The sequence below is a fragment of the Rhizobium sp. FG113 genome (assembly GCF_057809895.1).
Map to the genome: position 1 here is coordinate 1 of NZ_JBMDKV010000039.1, position 22816 is coordinate 22816.

Here is a 22816-nt window from a genome sequence, read left to right on the forward strand (position 1 = left end):
CCACAGGTGGGGAGATTGGCTGGGCTTGCCCGCTCGCTCCACGCTCATTGTTTGGGGATGCCGTTGCCAAGAGTCGATCTCCCTCCTTGTGGGGGAGATGCCCGGCAGGGCAGAGGAGGGTATCACACCCGCCGACAGCAGCCGTAGCGCAGCGTTCGCCGTAACGCACAGTGCCGCTATTCCTGACGAATCTTACCCCTCAAGGGGTGACAAAGCCCGCGTGATAGAGTATGCGCACCCCCGGAATGGGAATCTCCCATCAACCAAGCAAAGAAAGACAGACGCATTCGCCCCTGCCTGAAGAGGCATAAGTCCGAGGCTTGACCCAAGGATTGATCGCAGGGCGCTCTGGTTGTCGAACCAACAATGAGGTTGACACATGAACATCATTCAGCAGCTTGAGGCCGAACAGGTCGCCAAGATCGAAGCCAAGCGCACGCTCCCGGAATTTTCTCCTGGTGATACCGTTCGCGTCAACGTGAAGGTCACGGAAGGCACGCGTACCCGCGTACAGGCCTACGAAGGCGTTTGCATCGCTCGCTCCGGCGGCGGTCTGCAGGAAAACTTCACGGTCCGCAAGATCTCCTACGGCGAAGGCGTCGAGCGCGTATTCCCGGTCTACTCGCCTGCCATCGAAAGCGTAGAAGTCGTTCGCCGCGGTAAGGTCCGTCGCGCCAAGCTCTACTACCTGCGCGACCGTCGCGGCAAGTCTGCCCGTATCGTTGAAGACACCGGCGTTCGCGCCCGCAAGCTCAACGACGCCGAGCGCGCTGCTCTCGCCCAGGAAAAGGCACGTCTGGAAGCTGAAAAGGTTGCAGCTGCTCAGGCTCTGGCAGCCGAAAAGGCAGCACAGGAAGCCGCCGAAAAGGCAGCTGCCGCTGAAGCAGCCGCCGCAGCCGAGCCGGCAGCGGAATAAGCTTCATCCGCAAGGATTGACGAAAAAGGCGACCTCCGGGTCGCCTTTTTTTGTTTTGGTGGTGTGGTGGCGTGATTTAAAACAAATCGTCATGCGCTTGACGAATGCGAAGCCTCACTTGAACCGCAGTCTTTCCAATAGCCGCGCCCACCGCCTTCGCAGGGAAGCCGGCTCAGCCTGGGGTGCCAGCATGAAATCGGGCAAAGGCACGTTCGGCATGTCATCATAGGCTTTGAAGATTGTCTCGAGCGGTGTCAGGGTTTGGTCGTGGTGCCAATAGACGATCTTCAACCATGTGGCCGCGCGCTTATCTTGGCCCGATCCCAACCATTCTTCCTCAAGATTGGCCTGCAACATTCGCCGCCCAGCCTCAAAGAGGTCATTTTCGTCAAGCCGCGCCCGTCCCAACTTCTTCAAGCACAGCGCATAGGCAAAAGCCCTTGGCTTTAACGTTGCCTTGAGCGATGGCACTTTCGGCTTCAAGTGTCGCTCATATTCTTCGACCGCGGTTTCGTACTGTCCGGCCTGAAAGCTGAACGCCATGAAATCATCGAGAGTGCCGTAGGTGAGCAGCATTCCTCTGCTATACGGCAGGCCTCTGGTTTCCTGGCGGACGAAACGCTGGAGCTTGTAATCAAACTTGTCGGGACCCAATACCTTGGTAAAGCCGGTCCGCATGTATTCAATTTGTGCGTCCTGTGCGATTTTCCAAGACGCTTCGTCGTTTCCCTTGCCGTGCATCCACTGGCCAAGGGCCTTGGCCCAGTGCAGGGTTACGCGATGCGCACAGGGAAGACCACCAAACCTTTCCTCTTCCTTTCCCTCGATGGCCTTGTCCAGCCACTCAAGCGCACGTGGAAGAATAGGCGTTGTTTGCTGGTCATAACGCACCAGGAAGGCAGAGACGGCATCGTCAATCTGACGTGCAGCAACATTGCCCATCGGGCTGGCGGGATCGTATTCGGCACGAATTCTGTAGCCGATAAGCTCATCCGTCACTTCACGCGTTCGAATGGGGTCGAATTTGCTCAAAATCGTCTCCGTCAATAAGGATTAAAATACAAAAACTTCGCCGTGCATCTGATCATGTCACAAGGGGTGGTGTGGCGAATGCGGCCCGACTAAGGCTCGATCCTTTGAGGCGCGGCGGCAACGGGGCGCACGCCATAGAGGCCGCTTGCCGGCAGCGGCATGCCGATCCAGAGCAGAAGCACAAGGCCGCCCACCGCGCGCAGCCAGATGTTGCCGCGCGGACGTGAAAACGAAATGGACGCGAGGACTTCCCGCGCGGCTTCTGCATCGGCTGCCGGAACGCGAAGCTCGATCCCGCCAAGCGCCGTCATGAAGTGGGGCACCATCGTCGTGTGATGAAGCGTGTGCGCAAGCACCCGGATGCCGGCTGCCTCCAGCGCGCAGAGGGCGGACGCCGTTTCCGTCGGGCCGTAGGCCCAGCCGGCGGTGGCGAAATCCGAAGGGCGGGGTGTCATGCTTGCTCCGTGACGACGATTATTGCGACGCCGGGATAGCAGTTCTGCGTTAATGCAATCGAAAGGCGCATTCGGTCGTTGGGTGAGGGTGTGGCCAAGTCCCCTCCCCAACCCCTCCCCACAAGGGGGAGGGGTTGGGGAGGGGACTTCCGTAATGTCGGACCCTTCCCCCCTTACTCCGCAATCTCCGGCTCGATCAGCCGGGCCATGTTGCGCAGCGATTCCTGCCAGCCGAGATAGCAGGCTTCCGGCGGGATGAGGTCGGGGATGCCGGCCTGGGTGATGTTGATTTCGGTGCCGACGGAGACCTTCTTCAATTCGACCGTCACTTCCATCTCGCCCGGCAGATTGGGATCGTCGAAGCGGTCGACATAGCGCACGCGTTCGCCGGGCACGAGCTCGAGATATTCGCCGCCGAAAGAGTGGCTGTTGCCTGATGTGAAGTTGCGGAACGACATCTTGAACGTGCCGCCGACGGTCGGCTCGAAATGGTGGACGCTGCAGGTGAAGCCGTTCGGCGGCAGCCACTTGGCCATCGCGTCGGCTTCGATGAAGGCGCGGTAGACCTTCTCGGGCTTGGTGGCGAGAACGCGGTGCAGGCGGATGGTGCTTGGCATGGGGTGTTCCTCCGAGTTGATGCGAGACCCTAAGGACGGGCGGGTGGTGGGTGATCCGACATCCGATTGGGATTTTGTTCAAGGGGGGAGGTGGCCAGTGTTTTGCCGTGTGGCCCCCTCATCGCCTCGCTGCGCTCCGGCACTTCTCCCCGCTGGGGCGAAGGGGCTGGTGGCTGGCGTTGTGCGCCCCTCACCAAACATGTAGCGTTTTATCTTGGCCGGGACAGCGCGGCATCTCTCCTTCTCCCCAGCGGGGAGAAGGTGCCGGCAGGCGGATGAGGGGGCTACGGACGCTGATCGTGCCGTTACGCCTATCATGCTCCAAACACCCTCATTTTTAAACCACCATTCCCGATTTCCCCCATCCTCGCACGCCAATCCTCTTGCCAGCGGCTTTGCAAACATGACAGTTTCCGCGAGCGCTATTTTGGGGAGATATTTCATGCTGTTTCGTCGCACCGTCCTTGCCGGACTGACCGCACTCGCTCTTTCGCCGCTTGCTGCCACCGCCGCCGAGCTTCCCGATCTGAAGGGCAAGACAGTCGTGGTCGTCACCGAGAACGCCTATCCGCCGCTGCAGTTCGTCGATCCGAAGACGGGCAAGCAGATCGGCTGGGAATATGATGCGATGAACGAGATCGCCAAGCGGCTGAACTTCAAGGTCGAGTACCAGAACACCAGCTGGGACGCGATGATCCAGGCGGTGTCCGACAATCAGTACAATATCGGCATGACCGGGATCACCATCAAGGACGACCGCAAGGCCAAGGTCGACTTCTCCGATCCCTACATGCGCTCGCAGCAGTTCATGCTGGTACGCGGCGACGAGACGCGCTTTACCGACGCCAAGACCTTCGGCGCTTTCAATGACGGTCTCGTCGGCGCGCAGCCGGGCACCTCGCCCTTCTATGCCGCGGTCTACGAGATCCTCGATGGCAACGAGCAGAACCCGCGCATCAAGCTGTTCGAGACCTTCGGCGCCACGGTGCAGGCGCTGAAAGCCGGCGATGTCGACGTGGTCCTGACCGACAGTGTCGCGGCGCAGGGCTATGTCGATGCGTCGAATGGCGGGCTGAAGGTGATCGGCGGGCCGCTCGGCACCGAGGATTTCGGCTTCATCTTCCCGAAGGGCTCCGATCTCGTCGGTCCCGTCAATGCGGCGATCGCGAGCCTGAAGGCCGACGGCACCTTCGACAAGCTCAACAAGACATGGTTCCTCGACTACAAGATGGGTCAATGATCCCGTCTGTCGTAACCGTGTACCGCGCCCGGACTGAAGCATGATGGCTCCGCAGCCAAATCCGCGGGGCCAGGAGAAGGGCGACTATCCCTGGTGGCTGGTCGCCCTTGTCGTGATCGGCGTTACGCTCGCCGCCGTCATCATCGCCAACGACGTCTATGCGCAGGTGTTCCGCACCGTGTTCAACGGCGTCGGCATCACCATTTTCGTGACGCTCGTCGGTTTCGCGCTGGCGACGCTGCTCGGGCTCGGCATAGCCCTGCTCGGGCTTTCGGACAGCGTCGCGCTGCGCCAGATCGCCCGCTTCTATGTCGAGGTCGTCAGAGGCATCCCGATGCTGGTGCTTCTGTTCTACGTCGCCTTCGTCGGCGCGCCGGCCTTCGTCGCCGCCTATAACTTCCTGACCGCGCCGCTGGTCAATGCCGGGCTGGCGGAGCCGGTGCTGGTGCGCGATTTCTCGCTGATGTGGCGGGCGATCATCGCGCTGATGATCGGCTATTCCTCCTTCATCGCTGAAGTCTTCCGCGCCGGCATCCAGTCGGTCGATCAGGGGCAGATCGAGGCCGCCAAGGCGCTCGGCCTGTCCCGCTACCATCGCTTTCGCCTCGTGGTCTTTCCGCAGGCGATCAAGGTGATCTTTCCGCCGCTGTCGAACGATTTCGTGGCGATGGTGAAGGATAGTTCGCTGGTCTCGGTGCTTGGGGTGTCCGATATCACGCAGATGGGCAAGATCTATGCGTCCGGCTCCTTCCGCTTCTTTGAAACCTATTCGATCGTCACCTATATCTACCTGATCCTGACGATCGGCCTGTCGCTTGGCCTGAGGCAGATCGAGAAGCGAATGCGCGGCAGAGACGGACGGCGATAAAGCTCAGGCGATAGCGCTGATGAATCGAATTGCCGAGCATCGCAAAAATTGGTAAGTGACTGCTCATGGAATCCAAGTTCAGTTGCATTGGGGCGCATATTTTCGTGCTGCAGGATCACTACCGCCTGCCGGCACGCTTCTTTGCGACCGTTTCCGGTGCGCTCAACAGCCGACTTCGTTGATCCCTTTCTGATCGACCGACGGCCGGTGGCCTATGCGCCACCAAGCTCCATACCCCCACTGCAAGCAAACGCCCTTTGCATAATAACGGATGTATCGCCATGAGCGCACCTCGTACCCTCTACGACAAGATCTGGGACGACCACCTGGTCGATCAACAGGACGACGGCACCTGTCTTCTCTACATCGACCGCCACTTGGTCCACGAAGTCACCTCGCCGCAGGCCTTCGAAGGGCTGCGCATGACGGGCCGCAAGGTTCGCGCGCCTGAAAAGACGCTCGCGGTCGTCGACCACAACGTGCCGACCTCGCCCGATCGCCACCTCGGCATCAAGAACGAGGAAAGCCGCATCCAGGTCGAGCAGTTGGCGATCAACGCGGCCGAGTTCGGCGTCGAATATTATTCGGCGAGCGACAAGCGCCAGGGCATCGTCCACATCATCGGACCGGAGCAGGGCTTCACCCTGCCCGGCATGACGATCGTCTGCGGCGACAGCCACACCTCGACGCACGGCGCCTTCGGCTCGCTGGCGCACGGCATCGGCACGTCCGAAGTGGAACACGTTCTGGCCACCCAGACGCTGATCCAGAAGAAGGCGAAGAACATGCTGGTGCAGGTCGATGGCGTGCTGCCCGCCGGCGTCACCGCCAAGGACATCGTGCTCGCCATCATCGGCGAAATCGGCACGGCAGGCGGCACCGGCTACGTCATCGAATATGCCGGCGAAGCCATTCGCGCGCTGTCGATGGAAGGCCGCATGACGATCTGCAACATGTCGATCGAAGGCGGCGCCCGCGCCGGCCTGATCGCGCCGGATGATGTGACCTACGAATACATCAAGGGCAAGCCGCGCGCGCCGAAAGGCGAAACGCTGGACCAGGCGATTTCCTACTGGAACACGCTGAAGTCGGACGAAGGCGCGCATTACGACCGCGTCGTCACGCTCAACGCCGCCGAACTGCCGCCGATCGTCTCCTGGGGCTCCTCGCCCGAGGATGTCATCTCGGTGCAGGGCATCGTTCCGAACCCGGATGAAATCGCCGACGAGAACAAGCGTACGTCAAAGTGGCGCGCGCTTGATTACATGGGCCTGAAGCCGGGCACGAAGATCACCGACATCGCCGTCGACCGCGTCTTCATCGGCTCGTGCACCAACGGCCGCATCGAGGACCTGCGCGCCGCCGCCAAGGTCGTCGAAGGCAAGACCGTTGCCGGCACCGTCAGCGCCATGATCGTTCCGGGCTCCGGCCTGGTCAAGGAACAGGCGGAAGCCGAAGGCCTCGACAAGATCTTTAAGGCCGCCGGTTTCGACTGGCGCGAGCCTGGCTGTTCCATGTGCCTGGCCATGAACGACGACCGCCTGAAGCCGGGCGAGCGTTGCGCATCGACCTCCAACCGCAACTTCGAAGGCCGCCAGGGCTTCAAGGGCCGCACCCACCTGGTGTCGCCCGCCATGGCAGCTGCCGCGGCGATTGCCGGCCACTTCGTCGATATCCGCGAGTGGAAGTAAGATTTTTCGGCCTCTTCCGGTGACGGGAGGGGCTGGATTGCGCGATTTGGAAAGGACAGGCTCGGCCTGTCCTTTTTCGTTCATGGGGTTACAATTTCCCATCCCTCATCCGGAGAGCATCATGACACCAGCCACCCCGCTCCCGCGATACCGCCTGCTTCTGCTTCGCCACGCCAAATCCGCCTGGCCCGAAGGCGTCGACGACCATGATCGTCCGCTCGGCGGTCGCGGTTTGAAGGCAGCGCCGCTGATGGGGCGCTATATGGCCCGCGAGGTGCTGGTTCCCGATCTGGCGCTGGTCTCCACGGCGCGGCGCACGCAGGAGAGCTGGGCGCTGGTTGGTGCCGAGCTGCCTGATGGTATCGAGCGGCGGGATGTGGGGGAGATCTACGAGGCGGCGGCGGAGCGGATCGCGGGGGTTATCCGTGGTGTCGATGCTGCTGTTCGGACGTTGCTGGTTGTTGGGCATAATCCGGGGTTGCAGGAGCTGGCGATCGATCTCGCTTCGGATGGGGAGAGGCTTGCCGGGCTCCGGGAGAAGTTTCCGACGGGGGCTTTGGCGGTGATTGATTTCGCGGTGGCCTGGCGGGGTGTAACTGTTGGGAGTGGGGTGTTGGAGAGGTTTGTGGTGCCGCGGTCTTTGGTGGGGTGATTGGGTGGTGGCTTTAGTTGGCGTTGGCGCGTTTTGCCGTGGCTCGCGTTGGCGCTTGTAGCCCCTCATCCGACCCTGCGGGCCACCTTCTCCCCGTTGGGGAGAAGGGGAGGTCGAGCGAGCGGCTCGCCACGAGTCTCTTCTCCCCAGTGGGGAGAAGGTGCCGGCAGGCGGATGAGGGGGCTACAAGCGCAAAGGCTTACTCTATCCCCCCCAGAACCAGTTCCCCTTACGACCCCGCCTTCCCCAAAGCCTTCTCCATCGCCGGATAAAGCCCCTCTTTCAAACTGATATCGTCGAACGGTCCGACGCGCTTGTAGAGGATCGTACCATCCGGGCCGACGAGGTAGCTTTCGGGGATGCCGTAGACGCCCCAGTCGATCGCGGCCTGGCCCTTGGGGTCGACGCCGATCGCCTTGTAGGGGTTGCCGAGCTCGCCGAGGAAGCCGAGCGCGTTGTCGTTCTTGTCCTTGTAGTTGATCGCGACAATATTGAGCCGGCTATCTTTCGCCAGTTCCTTCAATATCGGATGCTCCTCGCGGCAGGGAATGCACCAGGAGGCGAAGACGTTGACCAGCGTCAGCTTGCCCTTGACGGCGGCGTCGGTGAGCGCCGGCAGGTTGGCGCCCTCTAGCGGCGGCAGGTCGAGCGATGGTGCCTTGGTGCCAAGCAGCGCCGAGGGGATCTCGGAGATGTTCTTGCCGTGCACATCCTGATCGTAGAGCATCTTGCCCGCCGTGCCGGCAATGCCGGCGAAGACGAGAAGCGGGATCAGCGCAAAGGCGTAGCGGCCGAGGCCGCGCTTTTCCTTTGGCGTGCCGGGGGCGGCGGATTGCGTGGACTGCGTCGGCTCGATGTTCGGCGCGTCGGTCATGCGTTGGCCTTCGCTTCGGGCGCATCCTTGGCGCGGGCGGAGCGGCGGCGGATGCCGGAGGCTTCGAGCGCTTTGAGTTCGCGGCGGCGGGCGCGGCCGTCGAGCCAGGTCCAGAGCGTCACGGCGATGGTGATTAGGCCGGCGAATAGGTAGGAGCCGTAGACGTAGAAGGCGTAGGACTGTGTCATCTCTTTAACCCTCGCGACTTGCCAGGCGCGCGGCAAGCCGGCGCTGGGCGGCAATCCGGCGGCGCCAGATCTCGTTGCGGATCGCCATCACATGCAGCGTCAGGAACAGCATGGTGAAGGCGATCGCCATGACCAGAAGCGGGCGCAGGAATTCCGGGTCGATCGCCGGGCCGTCCATGCGCAGCACGCTTGCCGACTGATGCAGTGTGTTCCACCAATCGACGGAGAATTTGATGATCGGGATGTTGACGAAGCCGACGAGGATCAGGACGGCCGAGAGGCGGGCGGCCTTGCTCGGGTCTTCCATGGCGCGGTTGAGCGCAATCAGGCCGAGATACATCAGGAACAGGATGAAGACAGAGGTGAGCCGCGCATCCCAGACCCACCATGTGCCCCACATCGGCTTGCCCCAGAGCGAGCCGGTAACGAGTGCGATCAGCGTGAAGGCGGCGCCCAAGGGGGCGGCGGCCTTGGCCGAGACATCGGCCAGCGGGTGGCGCCAGACGAGCGTGCCGATCGCCGACAGGCTCATGATGGTGTAGCCCATCATCGACAGCCATGCCGCGGGCACGTGGATATACATAATGCGGACGGTTTCGCCCTGCTGGTAGTCGCCCTCGGTCGTGAAGCTGAGATACAGCCCCACGATAAAACAGAGGGCGGTGAACCCGGCCATCCAGGGGATGAGGCGGGAAGCGAGCGCCAGGAACCGCGTGGGGTTGGCGAGATCGCTGAATTTGGTGATGGCAAGGCTATTCTCGGTCATGCCGTCTCCTTAGCGCGATCCGCCCTTGCGGGCAATCAAGCCGATGATCAATCCGATGTGTTCCTGAGCGCCAACGCCGCGGCTGCCGGGCCGATGACGGCGAAGAACAGCGTGAGTGCGATCAGGATCAGGAACGGCGGCATGAAGGGGGCCGGCCCCTCGACGGCTGCATAGGTGGCGCTGACGCCGAAGATCAGCACCGGAATGGTAAGCGGGAGCACCAGGATCGACACCAGCAACCCGCCGCGCGGAAGCGCGACCGCGACGGCTGCGCCCACCGCGCCGATCAGCGTGATGGCGGGCGTGCCGACAAGGAGCGTCAGCATGGTCGCACCGATCGCCTTCTCGCTCATGTTCATGAAAAGGCCGAGCAGCGGCGAGGCGATCACCAGCGGCAGGCTGGTGGAGAGCCAGTGGGCCAGGCACTTGACGAGAACGGTCAGCACCAGCGGCGTCTCCTGCATCAGCATCAGATCGAGCGCGCCATCGTCACGCTCGGCCTGGAAGAGGCGGTCGAGGCCGAGCAGGGCCGCGAGCAACGCGCCGATCCAGACGATGGCGGGGCCGATGCGGGCGAGCAGCGCCAGATCCGGGCCGACGCCGAAGGGGATCACGGCGACGACGGTGAGGAAGAAGAGGACACCGACGAGAGCACCGCCGCCGGCGCGGATGGAGAGCTTGAGGTCGCGGAAGAGGAGGGCGGTCATGGGTGGGCCCTCTTTGGGGTGGGGTGGTGGTGGCCTGTGGCGAGGGTGGTGGGTTGGTGGGTGTGGTCGTTTGAGAGGTTGGTGGGTGCGGTACCCCCCTCTGCCCTGCCGGGCATCTCCCCCACAAGGGGGGAGATCGACTCGTTGCGATGTTTGCGCCAACTAACGAAGGTAGAGCGAGCGGTTGCGCCTAGCCAATCTCCCCACCTGTGGGGGAGATGCCCGGCAGGGCAGAGGGGGGTAATCCTGGCGCGACGGTGGCATGGAGCCTTTGCGGCTCGGCTATAGCTGAACTCGGCGCCCGTGGCCCCCTCATCTGCCTGCCGGCATCTTCTCCCCGTGGGGGAGAAGGGACTCGTGGTGAGCCGCTCGCGCCGACCTACCCTTCGCCCCAACGGGGAGAAGGTGGCCCGAAGGGTCGGATGAGGGGGCCGCACCCTCTGAGCAACAACCATGTCTCTCACAACCATCGCCATCACCCCCACACCCCAGCACTCACGCCCGAAAACCCCGCCATCCGCAACTCCCGCGCATCGCTCAACCCCAGCGGCTGATGCGTCGCCGCAATCACGATGCCGCCAGCCCCACGGTGCGCCTCGATCAACCCTGCGAAAAGCTGGTCGGCGCTAGCGTCCAGCGCTGCGGTTGGTTCGTCGAGGATCCAGACGGGGCGGTGGGAGACCAAAAGCTTGGCGAAGGCGAAGCGGCGTTGTTGGCCGGCGGAGAGGTAGCCGAAGGGGAGATGGGTGATGCCGGAGAGGCCTACCGCATCGGCGGCGTCTTCGATCGACATGCCGGTGCCGCCATCGGCGTTACCGAGATAGCGGCGCCAGAAAGCGAGGTTCTCGTCCACCGTCAGCTCGCTCTTCATGGCGTTGCGGTGGCCGAGATAGTGGCTGATCTCGGGGAGCCGGATGTCGGTGTCGCCGTTGGCGTTCGTGACTGTGATCGTGCCCGTCTCCTGCCGCAGCAGGCCGGCCAACACGCGCAGCAGGGTCGATTTTCCGGAGCCATTTTTGCCAGTCAGAACCAGGGCTTCGCCTGAGGTCAGGCTAAAGGAGACGCCTTCGAAAATCAGCTCTTCGCCCCTGAAGGCAGCGAGATCGGAGGCTTGAAGATGCATGGGGGTTCCGGGGTTCACGTTTTCAGTCATGCGATGCAAAAAATTCAGAAATGGTTGGTCCCTCTCTGGCAGCTTTTGCCGAAGTTATCTATATGTGGATTACCACGCCAGCGGTCGGCGTGAATTTCATCCTAGCGCCGAACATGAGGTCTGACTTCATGTGCGGACCGCGGAAATGGCCGTACCCGCATCCTGATGTGCCTTTAGTGCATAGGCGTCCGCACAATTGTGTTCGCGATCAGAAACGGGGTCTCTCGTGTCTAAATCACTTGATAGCTTCCACTGTCGTTCCGTCCTTACCGTCGATGGTAAGGACTATGTCTATTTCAGCCTGCCGAAGGCCGAAGCAAACGGCCTGCCCGGCGTTTCCAAGCTTCCCTATTCGATGAAGGTTCTGCTTGAGAACCTGTTGCGCTTCGAAGACGGCCAGTCGGTCACCAAGGAACATATCCTTGGCGTTGCCGAATGGTTGAACAACAAAGGCACGGTCGAAAACGAAATCGCCTATCGCCCGGCGCGCGTTCTGATGCAGGACTTCACCGGCGTTCCCGCCGTGGTCGACCTTGCCGCGATGCGCGACGCGATGGTGTCGCTCGGCGGCGATCCGGAGAAGATCAACCCGCTGGTGCCGGTCGATCTCGTCATCGACCACTCCGTCATCGTCGACGAATTCGGCACGCCGCAGGCATTCTCCAGGAATGTCGAGCTCGAATACCAGCGCAACGGCGAACGCTACCGCTTCCTGAAGTGGGGCCAGCAGGCCTTCCAGAATTTCCGCGTCGTGCCTCCCGGCACCGGCATCTGTCACCAGGTCAATCTCGAATATCTCGGCCAGACCGTCTGGACCAAGGAAGAGGACGGCGAGACGATCGCCTATCCAGACACCTGCGTCGGCACGGACAGCCACACGACGATGATCAACGGTCTCGGCGTTCTCGGCTGGGGTGTCGGCGGTATCGAAGCCGAGGCGGCCATGCTTGGCCAGCCGGTGTCGATGCTGCTTCCCGAAGTCATCGGCTTCAAGTTGACGGGCAAGCTCAAGGAAGGCGTCACCGCGACCGACCTCGTGCTGATGGTCGTGCAGATGCTGCGCAAGAAGGGCGTGGTCTCGAAGTTCGTCGAGTTCTTCGGCCCCGGCATGGACAACATGCCGCTCGCAGACCGCGCGACGATCGGCAATATGGGCCCGGAATACGGCGCCACCTGCGGCTTCTTCCCCGTCGATGGCGAGACCATCAACTACCTCACCATGTCCGGCCGTTCGCATGACCGCATCGCGCTGGTCGAAGCCTATTCGAAGGCGCAGGGCATGTGGCGCGAAGGCGATGGCTCCGATCTCGTCTTCACCGATACGCTGGAGCTCGATCTCGGCGACGTCGTGCCCGCCATGGCTGGCCCGAAGCGTCCCGAAGGCCGCATCCCGCTGGAAAACATCGCGTCCGGTTTCGCCAGCTCGATGGATGCCGATTACAAGAAGCCCGGCCAGCTCTCCAACCGCTATGCGGTCGAAGGCACGGATTTCGATCTCGGCCATGGCGATGTGGCGATCGCCGCCATCACGTCCTGCACCAACACGTCCAACCCGTCGGTGCTCATCGCCGCCGGCCTGCTTGCCCGCAATGCCGTCGCCAAGGGGCTGAAGACCAAGCCGTGGGTGAAGACCTCGCTGGCGCCTGGGTCGCAGGTGGTCGGCGAATATCTGGCGAAGTCCGGCCTGCAGGCCGATCTCGACAAGCTCGGCTTCAACCTCGTCGGCTTCGGCTGCACCACCTGCATCGGCAATTCCGGTCCGCTGCCGGCGCCGATCTCGAAGACGATCAACGACAAGGGCCTTATCGTCTCGGGCGTTCTGTCAGGCAACCGCAACTTCGAAGGCCGTATCTCGCCCGACGTGCAGGCGAATTATCTCGCCTCGCCGCCGCTCGTCGTCGCCTATGCGCTTGCCGGTACGGTGCAGAAGGACCTGACCAAGGAGCCGATCGGCGAGGACCAGAGCGGCAACCCCGTCTATCTGAAGGATATCTGGCCGACCTCGCACGAAGTGCAGGCCTTCATCCAGAAATACGTCACCCGCGAACTCTACGAGACGAAGTATGCCGACGTCTTCAAGGGGGATGCCAACTGGCAGGCCGTGCAGGTTCCCCCGGGCCAGACCTATGCCTGGGACGACAACTCGACCTACGTGCAGAACCCGCCCTACTTCGTCGGCATGGGCAAGACAGGCTCCGGCGTCTCCGACATCAAGGGCGCGCGCGTCCTTGGCCTCTTCGGCGACAAGATCACCACCGACCACATTTCTCCGGCCGGTTCGATCAAGGCGGCCTCGCCGGCCGGCGCCTATCTCTTGGAGCACAATGTCGGCGTTGCCGATTTCAACCAGTACGGCACGCGTCGCGGCAATCACGAGGTGATGATGCGCGGCACCTTCGCCAACATCCGCATCCGCAACCACATGCTCGGCCCGAACGGCAAGGAAGGTGGCTACACCATCCACTATCCATCGAAGGAAGAGGAATCGATCTACGACGCGGCCATGCAGTACAAGGCCGAGGGCGTTCCGCTCGTCATCTTCGCCGGTGTCGAATATGGCAATGGCTCGTCGCGCGACTGGGCAGCGAAGGGCACCAACCTGCTCGGCGTCAAGGCCGTGATCGCACAAAGCTTCGAGCGTATCCACCGCTCGAACCTCGTCGGCATGGGCGTCATTCCCTTCGTCTTCGAGGAGGGCACGACCTGGGCGACGCTGGGGCTGAAGGGCGACGAGACCGTCACCATCGAGGGGCTTGAGAACATCAAGCCGCGCGAGAGGAAGATTGCGAAAATCACCTATGGCGACGGCACCGTGAAGGACGTTCCGCTCTTGTCGCGCGTCGATACGCTCGACGAGGTGATCTACCTCAACAATGGCGGCATCCTGCAGACGGTATTGCGGGATCTCGCAGCCTGATCGGCGATGATTTTTAAGAAATGCATGATAATGGCCGCCGGAAAGCGATTTCCGGCGGCTTTTTCGTGGTCTGGAGGGCTATGAGGGGGATGCCTCACGGCGAAGTGTTGCGGAGTTGTCCCACGCGGGCGCCGTCTCACCCGTTCGTGATTTTTCGTTTGGATCGGGAGCGATTATCTCTAGGTTGAAGAGATGGAGACCCTGCCAACCTTTTTGGTCCGGCAAGGGTGGGAGAGGAAAAGAGGTAGAGGTGCAATGTCGCCGCGGTTTTTGATTTCGCTGATTGCAGGTGTGGCTCTGGCGGGCCCTTTGCTCGCCGAGGAGGCGCCCAAAGGCGTTGTCGAACTGTTCACCTCCCAGGGTTGCGCCTCGTGCCCTCCCGCCGACGCGGCCTTTCGCAAGCTCGTTGAGCGCGGCGATGTCATCGCTCTCGCCTATCATGTCGATTACTGGAACTACATGGGCTGGGCCGATACGCTGAGCTCAAAGGAAAACACCGAGCGCCAGTACGGCTATGCGAAGACCATGGGCCGCGCCAATGTCTACACGCCTCAGGTGGTGGTCAACGGGCGCGATCATGTCATGGGCTCGGATATAGGCGGCATCGAGAAGAAGGTCGACGGCTTTCTGACCGGTGGCGAAGGGCTGACCGTTCCGATCAAGGCCGAGGTCAAGGGCGATCAGCTCGAGATCAACGTCGCCCCCGGCCAGGGCAAGGCCAGTGTCGTCATGGTCTATTTCGATCGCGAAAAGACGATCGAAGTGCAAAAGGGCGAAAACAGCGGCCAGAAGATTGCCTATACGCACAGCGTTTCGGATGTCGAAACGGTTGGCATGTGGGACGGCAAGGAAACAAAGCTGACGCTGCCCGCCACCGTGCTGCAGAAGCCCGATCTCGAGGGATGCGCGGTGCTGCTGCAGTCGTCGACGACGGATGGAACGCCATCGGCGATCCTTGGCGCCACAGTCGTCATGGCCGGCAAGAACATCTGAGCCGTTAGGCATAAGCATGTCGCCCAAACGTGTGCAGCGGTTTTGCGGCGACGACATGCGACAAAACAAAGACTTGAAGCGTGACCAGCGAATCCGAAGAATCGCGACACGCTTCCAAGAATTTCATCTGTCTTTTCAGGTGGAAGCGGGGCGGCCCGACTGATCGTATTCGGGGCTGGGGTTAAGGTCGATACGGTCAGCCGGGCCCTTTGGCGCGCTGGCGCCAAACAGTCACATCTCCTCCAAAGTGCCGAAAGACGATGCGCAGAATTCAGTGTCGGCGAATCCGCTGAGGATGCGCCGGTCAAGTGCGAGCGAATTTCACTTTTAATTGAGGCGCTGTTTTGACTGAAATGCGGCACGCGGCAGATTGCACAGACTATGCTTAATGCGCGCGAGGCCGCGCTTGCAATTTGTAAAGGCTAAGGCAAACTGTCACCCGCGTGTCACGAACGGAGGCATTCGAGACTGATGACAGATCAGCCGGATTTGCGGCGTGGGAACAATCGGGCCACCGACAGCGATTCCCCCGTCGTCGTGGATATCAGGGACTTCAAGCAGAGTAAGGACCCGTTGCCGGTGACGTTTCACCGGCGAGAGCTGGATGCGATCCTGTGGATCTACGGACGCATGGTCGGCGAGGGAGAGTGGCGGGACTACGCGATCGACCACCTGAAGGACCTTGCCGTCTTCTCCGTCTTCAAGCGTTCCGGCGAAATGCCGCTCTTCCGTATCGAAAAGAATCCCAAACTCGCCGCCAAGCAGGGCGCCTATTCCGTCGTCAACACCCACGGCCAAATCCTGAAACGCGGCCACGACCTGCAGCAGGTGCTGAAGGTGTTCAACAAGTCGCTGAAGCTCGTCGAGAAATAGGCGCTATCACCCCAGAAACAGCGTCGCCGGATAGGTGCCCGGATCGGGATCGGTCGCAGTGCCGTCGCCGAGCCCCCGCTGCATCAGCATCGTGTCCAGCCAGCGCCCTTGCTTGAAGCCGGAGCCCTTGATACGGCCGATTTCCTCGAATCCATGGCTTGCATGCAGCGCGATCGAGGCAGGGTGCGCACCGCCGATCACGGCGATCATCTGGCGGAAGCCGAGCGCCGTCGTGCGCGCTATCAACGCCTCCAGCAACCGCTTGCCGACACCCTTGCCCCGCGCTTCCGGCGCCAGATAGATCGAATCCTCGACCATGAACCGATAGGCCGGCCGCGTGCGGAAGGCCGACGCGTAGGCATAGCCGACGAGCGCGCCTGTCTCGTCCACGGCGACGATATAGGGATACCCCTTCGACACGATCGCTTCGAAGCGGGCAGCCATTTCCTCGCGATCCGGTGGCGCGATCTCGTAGCTCGCGACGCCATTCAGGACGGAGTCGCGGTAGATGGCGGTGATCGCGTCGATATCGGAGAAGGAAGCGTCGCGAAGGATAACGGGCATGGGGCGGGCCGATGTCTGGAGAGGTGGCGTTCGTTGCTTGAAGAGCATTCGTGGCGGCGGTTGGCAAGAGGAAAGCGCGTGCTCGACGCCGGTGCCCCCGTGCCAGAGTCCAACCCCGCACCCATTTTCTTCACCCGCATCCGTTCCATCCACGCGGCCTTTGCTCTAAAGCCCTTCCAACAGAATTGGAAAAGGCAGCGCAATGGGCTTCTCGATCACCACCTGGAACATCAATTCGGTCCGGCTGCGCATGCCGATCGTCGAGCAGCTCTTCCTCAAGCACCGCCCCGATATCATCTGCCTGCAGGAAACCAAGGTGCCGAACGAGCTGTTCCCGTTGGCGCCGCTGAAGGCCATGGGCTACGAGCACATCATCATCCATGGCCAGAAGGGCTATCACGGGGTGGCGATCGCATCGCGTTTTCCGCTCGTCGAGGATCACAGCACTGATTACTGCAAGGTCGGCGATGCCCGGCATATTTCGGCGGTGTTCGAGCGTGGCGGCAAGCGCATCCGCATCCATAATTTCTATGTGCCGGCCGGTGGCGACGAGCCGGATCGGGCGATCAATCCGAAGTTCGGTCACAAGCTCGATTTCATCGAGGAGATGAAGTTGCTCAAGGCGGATGGCGAGGCCAATACATCGGCAATCCTCGTGGGCGATCTCAATATCGCGCCGATGGAGCACGACGTCTGGTCGCACAAGCAGCTGCTGAAGATCGTCAGCCACACGCCTATCGAGACCGAGGGCCTGCTTGATGTCATGAAGCGCGGCCAGTGGCTCGACCTGATGCGCCAGAACGTGCCGGAGACGCAGAAGCTCTATACGTGGTGGAGCTATCGCGCCAAGGATTGGGAAGCAGCCGATCGTGGCCGGCGTCTCGACCATATCTGGTCGTCGCGTGACCTCGGGCCGCATCTGCAGCGCATCGAGATCCTGAAAGAGGCGCGCGGCTGGGACCGGCCGTCCGACCACGTGCCGGTGACGGCGCATTTCGATCTTTAAACTTAGAAAAGAGCCTCAGGCGAAGCGGTGAAGCTCGGCAGCGGCCTTGGCCGCCAATGCCGCGATGTTGTCGCGGATGCGCTGCTGGATCAGCAAAGCCGCATCCGGATATTCCTCGATCAGCCGGTGAAACAGCGCGCGGGTGATGCGGATGATCGCCGTGTCCTCGCGGGCGATCGCCGTGAACTTGCGCTCGACGAGCGTGACCAGCGCAAGCTCCGACAAAAGCGTGCCGGACCCGACAACCGCCTGAACCTCAGGCTTGTTGTCGCGTCCGGTGTGGCTGAGTTCGACGCTGCCGCTGACGATGACGTAGGCGCTGTCGGCGGGAGAGCTTTCGCGAAAAAGCATCTGCCCGTTCGAGATCACGCGCCGATCCGCGCCGAAGGCGATCAGCCTCAGCTGATCCTCCGACATTCCGTTGAAAAGCGGAAGCTGCGCGAGCAGCTGGATATCATCATTCAGCGCCATGATTACGGAACGATCTTGTAGCCGCCGTTTTCCGTGACCAGGATTTCGGCGTTCGACGGATCGCGCTCGATCTTCTGGCGCAGGCGGTAGACGTGGGTTTCGAGCGTGTGGGTGGTGACACCGGAATTGTAGCCCCAGACCTCCTCGAGCAGCACGTCGCGGGTCACGACCTTCTGTTCGGCGCGGTAGAGATAGCGGATGATCGCCGCTTCCTTTTCGGTGAGGCGGATCTTCTGGCCGTTTTCCGTGGTCAAAAGCTTCTGGCTCGGCTTGAAGACATAGGGACCAACGCTGAAGGTGGCGTCCTCGCTCTGCTCGTGCTGGCGCAGCTGCACGCGGATACGGGCAAGCAGAACCGCGAAGCGGAACGGCTTCGTCACGTAGTCGTTGGCGCCGGCCTCGAGGCCGAGAATGGTGTCTGAATCGGTGTCATGGCCCGTCAGCATGATGATCGGCGCCTTGAGGCCGCCCTTGCGCAGAAGCTTCACCGCTTCGCGCCCATCCATGTCGGGAAGGCCCACATCCATGATCAGGAGATCGATGGCCGTCGCGCGGGCGCGTTCGACACCCTTGGCAGCCGTGGATTCCTGGAGAACCGTGAACTCGTCATAGAGCGAGAGCTGCTCCGTGAGGGTCTCGCGGAGGTCGTCGTCATCATCCACCAACAAAATGGTGCGTGCTGTCATGCGGCTATGTCCCTCGCCATCTGGTCCCCTTACTCCTACGCCAACTTGAGAGTGTTGGCAAAGATCAGGATACCAAGCTGTTGTCGTATATGGTGCTATATGATTTCAATCATCGCCCCGGCAATTGCAAAAACATGTGAGAAACATGGAAAAAACAAGGCGGAAACCGTCTATACAACCAACGATCATCACGGTTAGACCGGCACCGGGGCAGAAAAGCCGGGCTTTGCTGCAATTCGGCACAGTCGTGGTGCCCGCGGCGGTTGGTCGCTCGGGGCGCACCACACGCAAGCGTGAAGGCGATGGGGCCACGCCGATCGCCGAAATGCGGCTGATTTCGGGCTTTGCGCGCGGCGAAAAAACCTCCGGTTTGCGAACGCGGCTACCGATTCGCCTTATCCGCGAGGACATGCTCTGGTGCGATCAGCCTGATGACGCCAACTACAACAGACCCGTCAAGGCGCCGTTCAGCAAAAGTCACGAAAAGATGAAGCGCGACGACGGGCTCTATGACGTCTGCATCGTCATGGACTGGAACATCACCGCGCGTGCCCGCAATCGCGGCTCGGCGATCTTCTTCCATCTCATCCGTCCCGGCTACCAGCCGACGGAGGGCTGTATCGCCATTCACCCGCGCGACATGAAGCGCATCCTGCCTTACTTGCGCAAGGGCACCGTCGTCAGGGTTTTGTAATCCCGGAATAAGAGAGCAGGGGTGATATCGCGGGCCGCCTGACCTATATGCAATCCGACCGACGCCCGGGCTGAAAGGCGTTTCGGGAAATGGCGGGATAGCCGCCGTTCAACCACGCCCCGTTCCATTCATCGCTTTCGCGGAGATTTATTGTGGCACAGCAATCCATCATTACGTTTCACGACGGACATTCCATTCCCCAGGTCGGCCTCGGCGTCTGGCAGACGCCCAACGATATGGCGGCACCCGCGGTGCGCGCGGCCATCGAAGCCGGCTATCGCCATGTCGATACGGCCGCGGTCTATGAAAACGAAGAGGGCGTTGGCGAGGGCATTCGCTCGTCGGGTATCGACCGCAAGGACATCTTCCTGACGACCAAGCTCTGGAACGCCGACCAGGGCTACGACACGACGCTGAAGGCCTTCGACAAGAGCCTGAAGCGGCTCGGCACCGATTATGTCGACCTCTACCTCATCCACTGGCCGGCGCCGAACCGCGACGCCTATGTCGACACGTGGAAAGCCTTCATCAAGCTGCGCGAAGAGGGCCGGGCGAAATCGATCGGTGTCTCGAATTTCTATCCTGAACACATCGAGCGGTTGATTGCCGAGACCGGCGTCGTGCCCGTCATCAACCAGATCGAGCTGCATCCGGACTTCCAGCAGAAAATCGCGCAGGAAGCGCACAAGAAGCTCAACATCGCCACGCAGTCCTGGAGCCCGCTCGGCCAGGGCAAGCTGATCGCCCATCCAGTTCTCGCCAAGATCGCCGAGAAGCACGGCAAGACGCCGGCGCAGGTGATCATTCGCTGGCACATGGATAGCGGCCTCGTCGTCATCCCGAAATCGGTGACGCCGTCGCGCATCGTCGAGAACTTCCAGGTCTTCGACTTCAAGCTCGATGGCGACGACATGGCCGAGATCGCGAAGCTCGACAGCAGCTCGGCGCGCATGGGGCCGGACCCGAAGACGGCGACGTTCTGAGGATTTGATTTAGAGATGTGGGCCTGGAGTTTGTAGCTCTAGGCCCCGCCCTGCCAGGTCTTCACCGCCTCCAGCGGCCAGACCAGCATCAGCACGTTGAGCGTCAGGTTGTCCCGGATCATGTAGCCGGTGAAGATCTCGAAGAAGATGGCGATCGTGACCGTCAGCCAGACCGGCGCGCGCCAGGCGAAGAAGAAGCCGAGCACCATGAACACCGTGTCCATCGCCGAGTTCAGGATGCTGTCGCCGTAATAATCGAGCGAGATGGTCGCCGTGCGATAGCGGTCGATGATGATCGGCGAGTTCTCCAGCAGCTCCCAGCCGGATTCGATCACCAGCGCCAGAAGCAGCTTCATCGCGATCGGCTTGCCGCGCAGCACGAGATGCGCCAGGCCGTAGAACAGGAAGCCGTGGATGATGTGGGACGGCGTGTACCAGTCCGACATGTGCTGCGAGTTGCCGCTGGAATTGACGGTGCCCTCCCACAGCTTGACGTAGCCGCAGGTGCAGATCGGCGTGCGCCCCATCAGATATTCGGCGACGATCTGCGCGATGAGCACGCCGAGGCAGGCGATGAACCAGTAGGTCTGGTGCCTGGCTCGGTCAGTCGCCTGCAGCGCCGTCACTGGCCGGCCTCGCCCTCGGGCGCGATCGTGTGCTTCATGATCAGCGGCATCTGCGCCAGCGTGAACAGGATGGTGATCGGCATCGTGCCCCAGACCTTGAAGGCGACCCAGGTGTCGTCGGAGAAGTTGCGCCAGACCACCTCGTTGAGCACCGCCAGGAACAGGAAGAACACGCCCCAGCGGATGGTGAGCTTGCGCCATCCCTCGGCATCGAGCTGGAAGGCGGCGTTGAAGACATAGCCGAGCAAGGACTTGCCGAAAAGCAGGCCGCCGAGCAGCGTGAGGCCGAACAGCGAATTGATGATCGTCGGCTTCATCTTGATGAAGGTCTCGTCCTGCAGGTAGATCGACAGCGAGCCGAAGATCAAAACGACGATGCCCGAGACGAAGGGCATGATCGGCAGATGGCGGAGCACCACCTTGGAGATGACGAGCGAGATGATCGTCGCCGCCATGAACAGCGCGGTAGCGACGAAGAGCGGGCCGCCGAGCGAGGCGAGAGCCGGGAATTTCTCCACCAGCCAGGGGCCGCGCAGATTGGCGAAGAAGAAGATCAGCAACGGCCCGAGCTCCAGCGCCAGCTTGAGCATCGGATGATGCTTGTCTGTCGCCGACGGGGTGATATCGCTCTCGGTCGTCATGAGGTCCCTAATCCGTTCCCTAATCAGTCTCTATCCCGGACGCTTGCGCGCCCTTGCGGGCATATCTGTGGCATCAATCGCTTTTGACGGCAATGGTGCGACTTGATCAGCCCCGCGCGTCTCCCAGACCCGCGATCGCATGGGCGAAATCCTCGGCCTCGAAGGGCTCCAGATCGTCCACGCCCTCGCCGACGCCGATGAAATAGACCGGCAGCTTGTGCTTGGCGGAGATGGCGACGAGGATGCCGCCGCGCGCCGTGCCATCGAGCTTGGTCATGATCAGGCCGTTGACGCCGGCGACGTTGCGGAAGATCTCGACCTGGCTCAGTGCATTCTGGCCCGTGGTCGCGTCGAGCGTCTGCAGCACGGTGTGCGGCGCGTCGGGATCGAGCTTGCCGAGCACGCGCACGATCTTCTCGAGCTCGGCCATCAGCTCCGTCTTGTTCTGCAGGCGGCCGGCGGTGTCGATGATCAGCACGTCGCATTTCTTCTGCTTGGCCTGCTCGAAAGCGTCATAGGCAAGCCCCGCCGCATCGGCGCCGAGCTTGGTGCCGATGAATTCCGACTTGGTGCGGTCGGCCCAGATCTTCAGCTGCTCGATCGCCGCCGCACGGAACGTATCGCCGGCAGCCACCATCACCTTCAGCCCTGCGCCGGAAAGCTTGGCGGCGAGCTTGCCGATGGTGGTGGTCTTGCCGGTGCCGTTGACACCGACGACGAGGATGACATGCGGCTTGTGGCTGAGATCGAGCTGCAGCGGCTTGGCCACGGGCTTCAACACCTTGGTGATCTCGGCCGCCATGATGCGGCTCACATCTTCGCCCGATACGTCCTTGCCGTAGCGTTCCGACGCCAGCGTATCGGTGACGCGCAGTGCAGTTTCGACGCCGAGATCGGCCTGGATCAGGAGGTCTTCAAGATCCTGCAGCGTGTCGTCGTCGAGCTTGCGCTTGGTGAAGAGCGCCGAAATCTGGCCGGTCAGCTGCGACGAGGTGCGCGCGAGGCCGGCGCGCAGGCGCTGGAACCAGTTGAGCTTGGCCGGGGGCACGATGGTGACGGGTTCGGGGGTCTCGGTGGCGGTGGCGAAGCCCTTGGGGAGGATGGGGGTGTCGGCGTCCGTCGGATCCGAGGCGTCGGCATCCGGGGTGCCCCCCTCTGCCCTGCCGGGCATCTCCCCCACAGGTGGGGAGATTGGCTGGGCTT

Annotated in this window: 25 protein-coding genes; 11 read left to right on the forward strand and 14 right to left on the reverse strand. The window is 61.9% G+C overall.

The genetic code is table 11. The annotated features are described in order from the left end of the window. Positions 1 to 379 precede the first annotated feature (379 nt). Complete coding sequence (gene rplS / locus ACODTZ_RS35165; protein ID WP_047508847.1) at positions 380 to 916, forward strand: 50S ribosomal protein L19; 537 nt, start codon at positions 380 to 382, stop codon at positions 914 to 916. A 114-nt stretch (positions 917 to 1030) separates the two neighbouring features. Here the strand turns inward: rplS and ACODTZ_RS35170 are convergent, their stop codons facing one another. The 3 genes from ACODTZ_RS35170 to ACODTZ_RS35180 form a co-directional block, all read right to left on the reverse strand. Next, the gene (locus tag ACODTZ_RS35170) at positions 1031 to 1948 is read right to left on the reverse strand and encodes a hypothetical protein (RefSeq protein ID WP_489031829.1); all 918 of its coding nucleotides are present in this window, start codon (positions 1946 to 1948) and stop codon (positions 1031 to 1033) included. A gap of 89 nt (positions 1949 to 2037) precedes the next feature. Then, positions 2038 to 2403 (reverse strand): hypothetical protein, encoded by a 366-nt coding sequence (locus tag ACODTZ_RS35175; RefSeq protein ID WP_489031831.1) that lies wholly within the window; start codon positions 2401 to 2403, stop codon positions 2038 to 2040. Between the two features lie 173 nt (positions 2404 to 2576). After that, a complete protein-coding gene (locus ACODTZ_RS35180; protein WP_112946133.1) occupies positions 2577 to 3020 on the reverse strand; it encodes an SRPBCC family protein in 444 nt (147 codons plus the stop codon). A 442-nt stretch (positions 3021 to 3462) separates the two neighbouring features. Here ACODTZ_RS35180 and ACODTZ_RS35185 point away from each other — a divergent pair, with 442 nt between their 5' ends. The 4 genes from ACODTZ_RS35185 (at position 3463) to ACODTZ_RS35200 (ending at position 7471) form a co-directional block, all read left to right on the forward strand. Further along, entirely contained in the window at positions 3463 to 4260 is a 798-nt protein-coding gene (locus ACODTZ_RS35185; protein WP_047508838.1) for a transporter substrate-binding domain-containing protein, read from the forward strand. A gap of 43 nt (positions 4261 to 4303) precedes the next feature. Then, entirely contained in the window at positions 4304 to 5128 is an 825-nt protein-coding gene (locus tag ACODTZ_RS35190; RefSeq protein ID WP_489031861.1) for an amino acid ABC transporter permease, read from the forward strand. Positions 5129 to 5409: 281 nt separating this feature from the next. Further along, positions 5410 to 6819, forward strand: a complete 1410-nt coding sequence (gene leuC, locus ACODTZ_RS35195; protein WP_489031834.1) for a 3-isopropylmalate dehydratase large subunit — start codon at positions 5410 to 5412, stop codon at positions 6817 to 6819. Positions 6820 to 6940: 121 nt separating this feature from the next. Next, complete coding sequence (locus ACODTZ_RS35200) at positions 6941 to 7471, forward strand: SixA phosphatase family protein (RefSeq protein WP_489031836.1); 531 nt, start codon at positions 6941 to 6943, stop codon at positions 7469 to 7471. 229 nt (positions 7472 to 7700) lie between these two features. Here the strand turns inward: ACODTZ_RS35200 and ACODTZ_RS35205 are convergent, their stop codons facing one another. The 5 genes from ACODTZ_RS35205 to ccmA all read right to left on the reverse strand — a co-directional run bounded on the left by ACODTZ_RS35205 (position 7701) and on the right by ccmA (position 11129). Next, the gene (locus ACODTZ_RS35205; RefSeq protein WP_489031838.1) at positions 7701 to 8345 is read right to left on the reverse strand and encodes a DsbE family thiol:disulfide interchange protein; all 645 of its coding nucleotides are present in this window, start codon (positions 8343 to 8345) and stop codon (positions 7701 to 7703) included. Further along, a complete protein-coding gene (gene ccmD, locus ACODTZ_RS35210; RefSeq protein ID WP_489031840.1) occupies positions 8342 to 8533 on the reverse strand; it encodes a heme exporter protein CcmD in 192 nt (63 codons plus the stop codon). The genes ACODTZ_RS35205 and ccmD overlap by 4 nt, the downstream gene beginning before the upstream one ends. 4 nt (positions 8534 to 8537) lie before the next feature. Beyond that, complete coding sequence (locus ACODTZ_RS35215) at positions 8538 to 9299, reverse strand: heme ABC transporter permease (protein ID WP_111562608.1); 762 nt, start codon at positions 9297 to 9299, stop codon at positions 8538 to 8540. Between the two features lie 47 nt (positions 9300 to 9346). Further along, positions 9347 to 10006: a heme exporter protein CcmB gene (gene ccmB, locus ACODTZ_RS35220; RefSeq protein WP_489031842.1), complete on the reverse strand. Its 660-nt coding sequence runs from the start codon at positions 10004 to 10006 to the stop codon at positions 9347 to 9349. 475 nt (positions 10007 to 10481) lie between these two features. Next, on the reverse strand, positions 10482 to 11129 hold the full coding sequence (gene ccmA, locus ACODTZ_RS35225) for a heme ABC exporter ATP-binding protein CcmA (RefSeq protein ID WP_489031844.1): 648 nt from the start codon (positions 11127 to 11129) through the stop codon (positions 10482 to 10484). Positions 11130 to 11385: 256 nt separating this feature from the next. Between ccmA and acnA the strand changes: the two genes are divergently transcribed. The 3 genes from acnA to ACODTZ_RS35240 all read left to right on the forward strand — a co-directional run bounded on the left by acnA (position 11386) and on the right by ACODTZ_RS35240 (position 15942). Beyond that, the gene (acnA, locus tag ACODTZ_RS35230) at positions 11386 to 14076 is read left to right on the forward strand and encodes an aconitate hydratase AcnA (protein ID WP_489031846.1); all 2691 of its coding nucleotides are present in this window, start codon (positions 11386 to 11388) and stop codon (positions 14074 to 14076) included. A 255-nt stretch (positions 14077 to 14331) separates the two neighbouring features. After that, complete coding sequence (locus tag ACODTZ_RS35235; RefSeq protein ID WP_113198858.1) at positions 14332 to 15069, forward strand: DUF1223 domain-containing protein; 738 nt, start codon at positions 14332 to 14334, stop codon at positions 15067 to 15069. Between the two features lie 471 nt (positions 15070 to 15540). Then, entirely contained in the window at positions 15541 to 15942 is a 402-nt protein-coding gene (locus ACODTZ_RS35240; protein WP_111562612.1) for a DUF2794 domain-containing protein, read from the forward strand. Positions 15943 to 15948: 6 nt separating this feature from the next. Here the strand turns inward: ACODTZ_RS35240 and ACODTZ_RS35245 are convergent, their stop codons facing one another. Further along, positions 15949 to 16506, reverse strand: coding sequence for a GNAT family N-acetyltransferase (locus ACODTZ_RS35245; RefSeq protein ID WP_489031849.1), 558 nt, complete (start codon positions 16504 to 16506; stop codon positions 15949 to 15951). A gap of 202 nt (positions 16507 to 16708) precedes the next feature. On the opposite strand from ACODTZ_RS35245, the gene ACODTZ_RS35250 reads away from it, so the two are divergent. Then, a complete protein-coding gene (locus ACODTZ_RS35250; protein ID WP_489031851.1) occupies positions 16709 to 17512 on the forward strand; it encodes an exodeoxyribonuclease III in 804 nt (267 codons plus the stop codon). A 15-nt stretch (positions 17513 to 17527) separates the two neighbouring features. Here ACODTZ_RS35250 and ACODTZ_RS35255 read toward each other — a convergent pair whose 3' ends face one another. Both ACODTZ_RS35255 and ACODTZ_RS35260 read right to left on the reverse strand, forming a co-directional pair. Continuing rightward, positions 17528 to 17983: a cyclic nucleotide-binding domain-containing protein gene (locus ACODTZ_RS35255; protein WP_018901914.1), complete on the reverse strand. Its 456-nt coding sequence runs from the start codon at positions 17981 to 17983 to the stop codon at positions 17528 to 17530. A gap of 2 nt (positions 17984 to 17985) precedes the next feature. Further along, positions 17986 to 18669: a response regulator transcription factor gene (locus ACODTZ_RS35260; protein ID WP_018901915.1), complete on the reverse strand. Its 684-nt coding sequence runs from the start codon at positions 18667 to 18669 to the stop codon at positions 17986 to 17988. Positions 18670 to 18814: 145 nt separating this feature from the next. Here ACODTZ_RS35260 and ACODTZ_RS35265 point away from each other — a divergent pair, with 145 nt between their 5' ends. Both ACODTZ_RS35265 and ACODTZ_RS35270 read left to right on the forward strand, forming a co-directional pair. After that, positions 18815 to 19363 (forward strand): L,D-transpeptidase family protein, encoded by a 549-nt coding sequence (locus ACODTZ_RS35265; protein WP_489031854.1) that lies wholly within the window; start codon positions 18815 to 18817, stop codon positions 19361 to 19363. Positions 19364 to 19515: 152 nt separating this feature from the next. Continuing rightward, positions 19516 to 20346, forward strand: a complete 831-nt coding sequence (locus ACODTZ_RS35270) for an aldo/keto reductase (RefSeq protein WP_489031856.1) — start codon at positions 19516 to 19518, stop codon at positions 20344 to 20346. A 38-nt stretch (positions 20347 to 20384) separates the two neighbouring features. On the opposite strand, the gene ACODTZ_RS35275 is transcribed toward ACODTZ_RS35270, so the two are convergent. The 3 genes from ACODTZ_RS35275 to ftsY all read right to left on the reverse strand — a co-directional run. Continuing rightward, positions 20385 to 20972 (reverse strand): DUF2585 domain-containing protein, encoded by a 588-nt coding sequence (locus ACODTZ_RS35275; protein ID WP_413396905.1) that lies wholly within the window; start codon positions 20970 to 20972, stop codon positions 20385 to 20387. Further along, on the reverse strand, positions 20969 to 21613 hold the full coding sequence (locus ACODTZ_RS35280) for a septation protein A (RefSeq protein WP_047508800.1): 645 nt from the start codon (positions 21611 to 21613) through the stop codon (positions 20969 to 20971). Before ACODTZ_RS35280 ends, ACODTZ_RS35275 begins: the two co-directional genes overlap by 4 nt. Positions 21614 to 21719: 106 nt before the next feature. Then, positions 21720 to 22816 (reverse strand): signal recognition particle-docking protein FtsY (gene ftsY, locus ACODTZ_RS35285; protein ID WP_489031859.1); only part of this gene is annotated, 1097 nt, incomplete at its 5' end.

What these genes read in the sequence shown, in the direction of transcription:
- rplS (WP_047508847.1), top strand. Translation starts at nt 380, where the DNA reads ATGAACATCATTCAGCAGCTTGAGGCCGAACAGGTCGCCAAGATCGAA.
- ACODTZ_RS35175 (WP_489031831.1), bottom strand. Translation starts at nt 2,403, where the DNA reads ATGACACCCCGCCCTTCGGATTTCGCCACCGCCGGCTGGGCCTACGGC.
- ACODTZ_RS35180 (WP_112946133.1), bottom strand. Translation starts at nt 3,020, where the DNA reads ATGCCAAGCACCATCCGCCTGCACCGCGTTCTCGCCACCAAGCCCGAG.
- ACODTZ_RS35185 (WP_047508838.1), top strand. Translation starts at nt 3,463, where the DNA reads ATGCTGTTTCGTCGCACCGTCCTTGCCGGACTGACCGCACTCGCTCTT.
- ACODTZ_RS35190 (WP_489031861.1), top strand. Translation starts at nt 4,304, where the DNA reads ATGGCTCCGCAGCCAAATCCGCGGGGCCAGGAGAAGGGCGACTATCCC.
- leuC (WP_489031834.1), top strand. Translation starts at nt 5,410, where the DNA reads ATGAGCGCACCTCGTACCCTCTACGACAAGATCTGGGACGACCACCTG.
- ACODTZ_RS35200 (WP_489031836.1), top strand. Translation starts at nt 6,941, where the DNA reads ATGACACCAGCCACCCCGCTCCCGCGATACCGCCTGCTTCTGCTTCGC.
- ACODTZ_RS35205 (WP_489031838.1), bottom strand. Translation starts at nt 8,345, where the DNA reads ATGACCGACGCGCCGAACATCGAGCCGACGCAGTCCACGCAATCCGCC.
- ccmD (WP_489031840.1), bottom strand. Translation starts at nt 8,533, where the DNA reads ATGACACAGTCCTACGCCTTCTACGTCTACGGCTCCTACCTATTCGCC.
- ACODTZ_RS35215 (WP_111562608.1), bottom strand. Translation starts at nt 9,299, where the DNA reads ATGACCGAGAATAGCCTTGCCATCACCAAATTCAGCGATCTCGCCAAC.
- ccmB (WP_489031842.1), bottom strand. Translation starts at nt 10,006, where the DNA reads ATGACCGCCCTCCTCTTCCGCGACCTCAAGCTCTCCATCCGCGCCGGC.
- ccmA (WP_489031844.1), bottom strand. Translation starts at nt 11,129, where the DNA reads ATGCATCTTCAAGCCTCCGATCTCGCTGCCTTCAGGGGCGAAGAGCTG.
- ACODTZ_RS35235 (WP_113198858.1), top strand. Translation starts at nt 14,332, where the DNA reads ATGTCGCCGCGGTTTTTGATTTCGCTGATTGCAGGTGTGGCTCTGGCG.
- ACODTZ_RS35240 (WP_111562612.1), top strand. Translation starts at nt 15,541, where the DNA reads ATGACAGATCAGCCGGATTTGCGGCGTGGGAACAATCGGGCCACCGAC.
- ACODTZ_RS35245 (WP_489031849.1), bottom strand. Translation starts at nt 16,506, where the DNA reads ATGCCCGTTATCCTTCGCGACGCTTCCTTCTCCGATATCGACGCGATC.
- ACODTZ_RS35250 (WP_489031851.1), top strand. Translation starts at nt 16,709, where the DNA reads ATGGGCTTCTCGATCACCACCTGGAACATCAATTCGGTCCGGCTGCGC.
- ACODTZ_RS35255 (WP_018901914.1), bottom strand. Translation starts at nt 17,983, where the DNA reads ATGGCGCTGAATGATGATATCCAGCTGCTCGCGCAGCTTCCGCTTTTC.
- ACODTZ_RS35260 (WP_018901915.1), bottom strand. Translation starts at nt 18,669, where the DNA reads ATGACAGCACGCACCATTTTGTTGGTGGATGATGACGACGACCTCCGC.
- ACODTZ_RS35265 (WP_489031854.1), top strand. Translation starts at nt 18,815, where the DNA reads ATGGAAAAAACAAGGCGGAAACCGTCTATACAACCAACGATCATCACG.
- ACODTZ_RS35280 (WP_047508800.1), bottom strand. Translation starts at nt 21,613, where the DNA reads ATGACGACCGAGAGCGATATCACCCCGTCGGCGACAGACAAGCATCAT.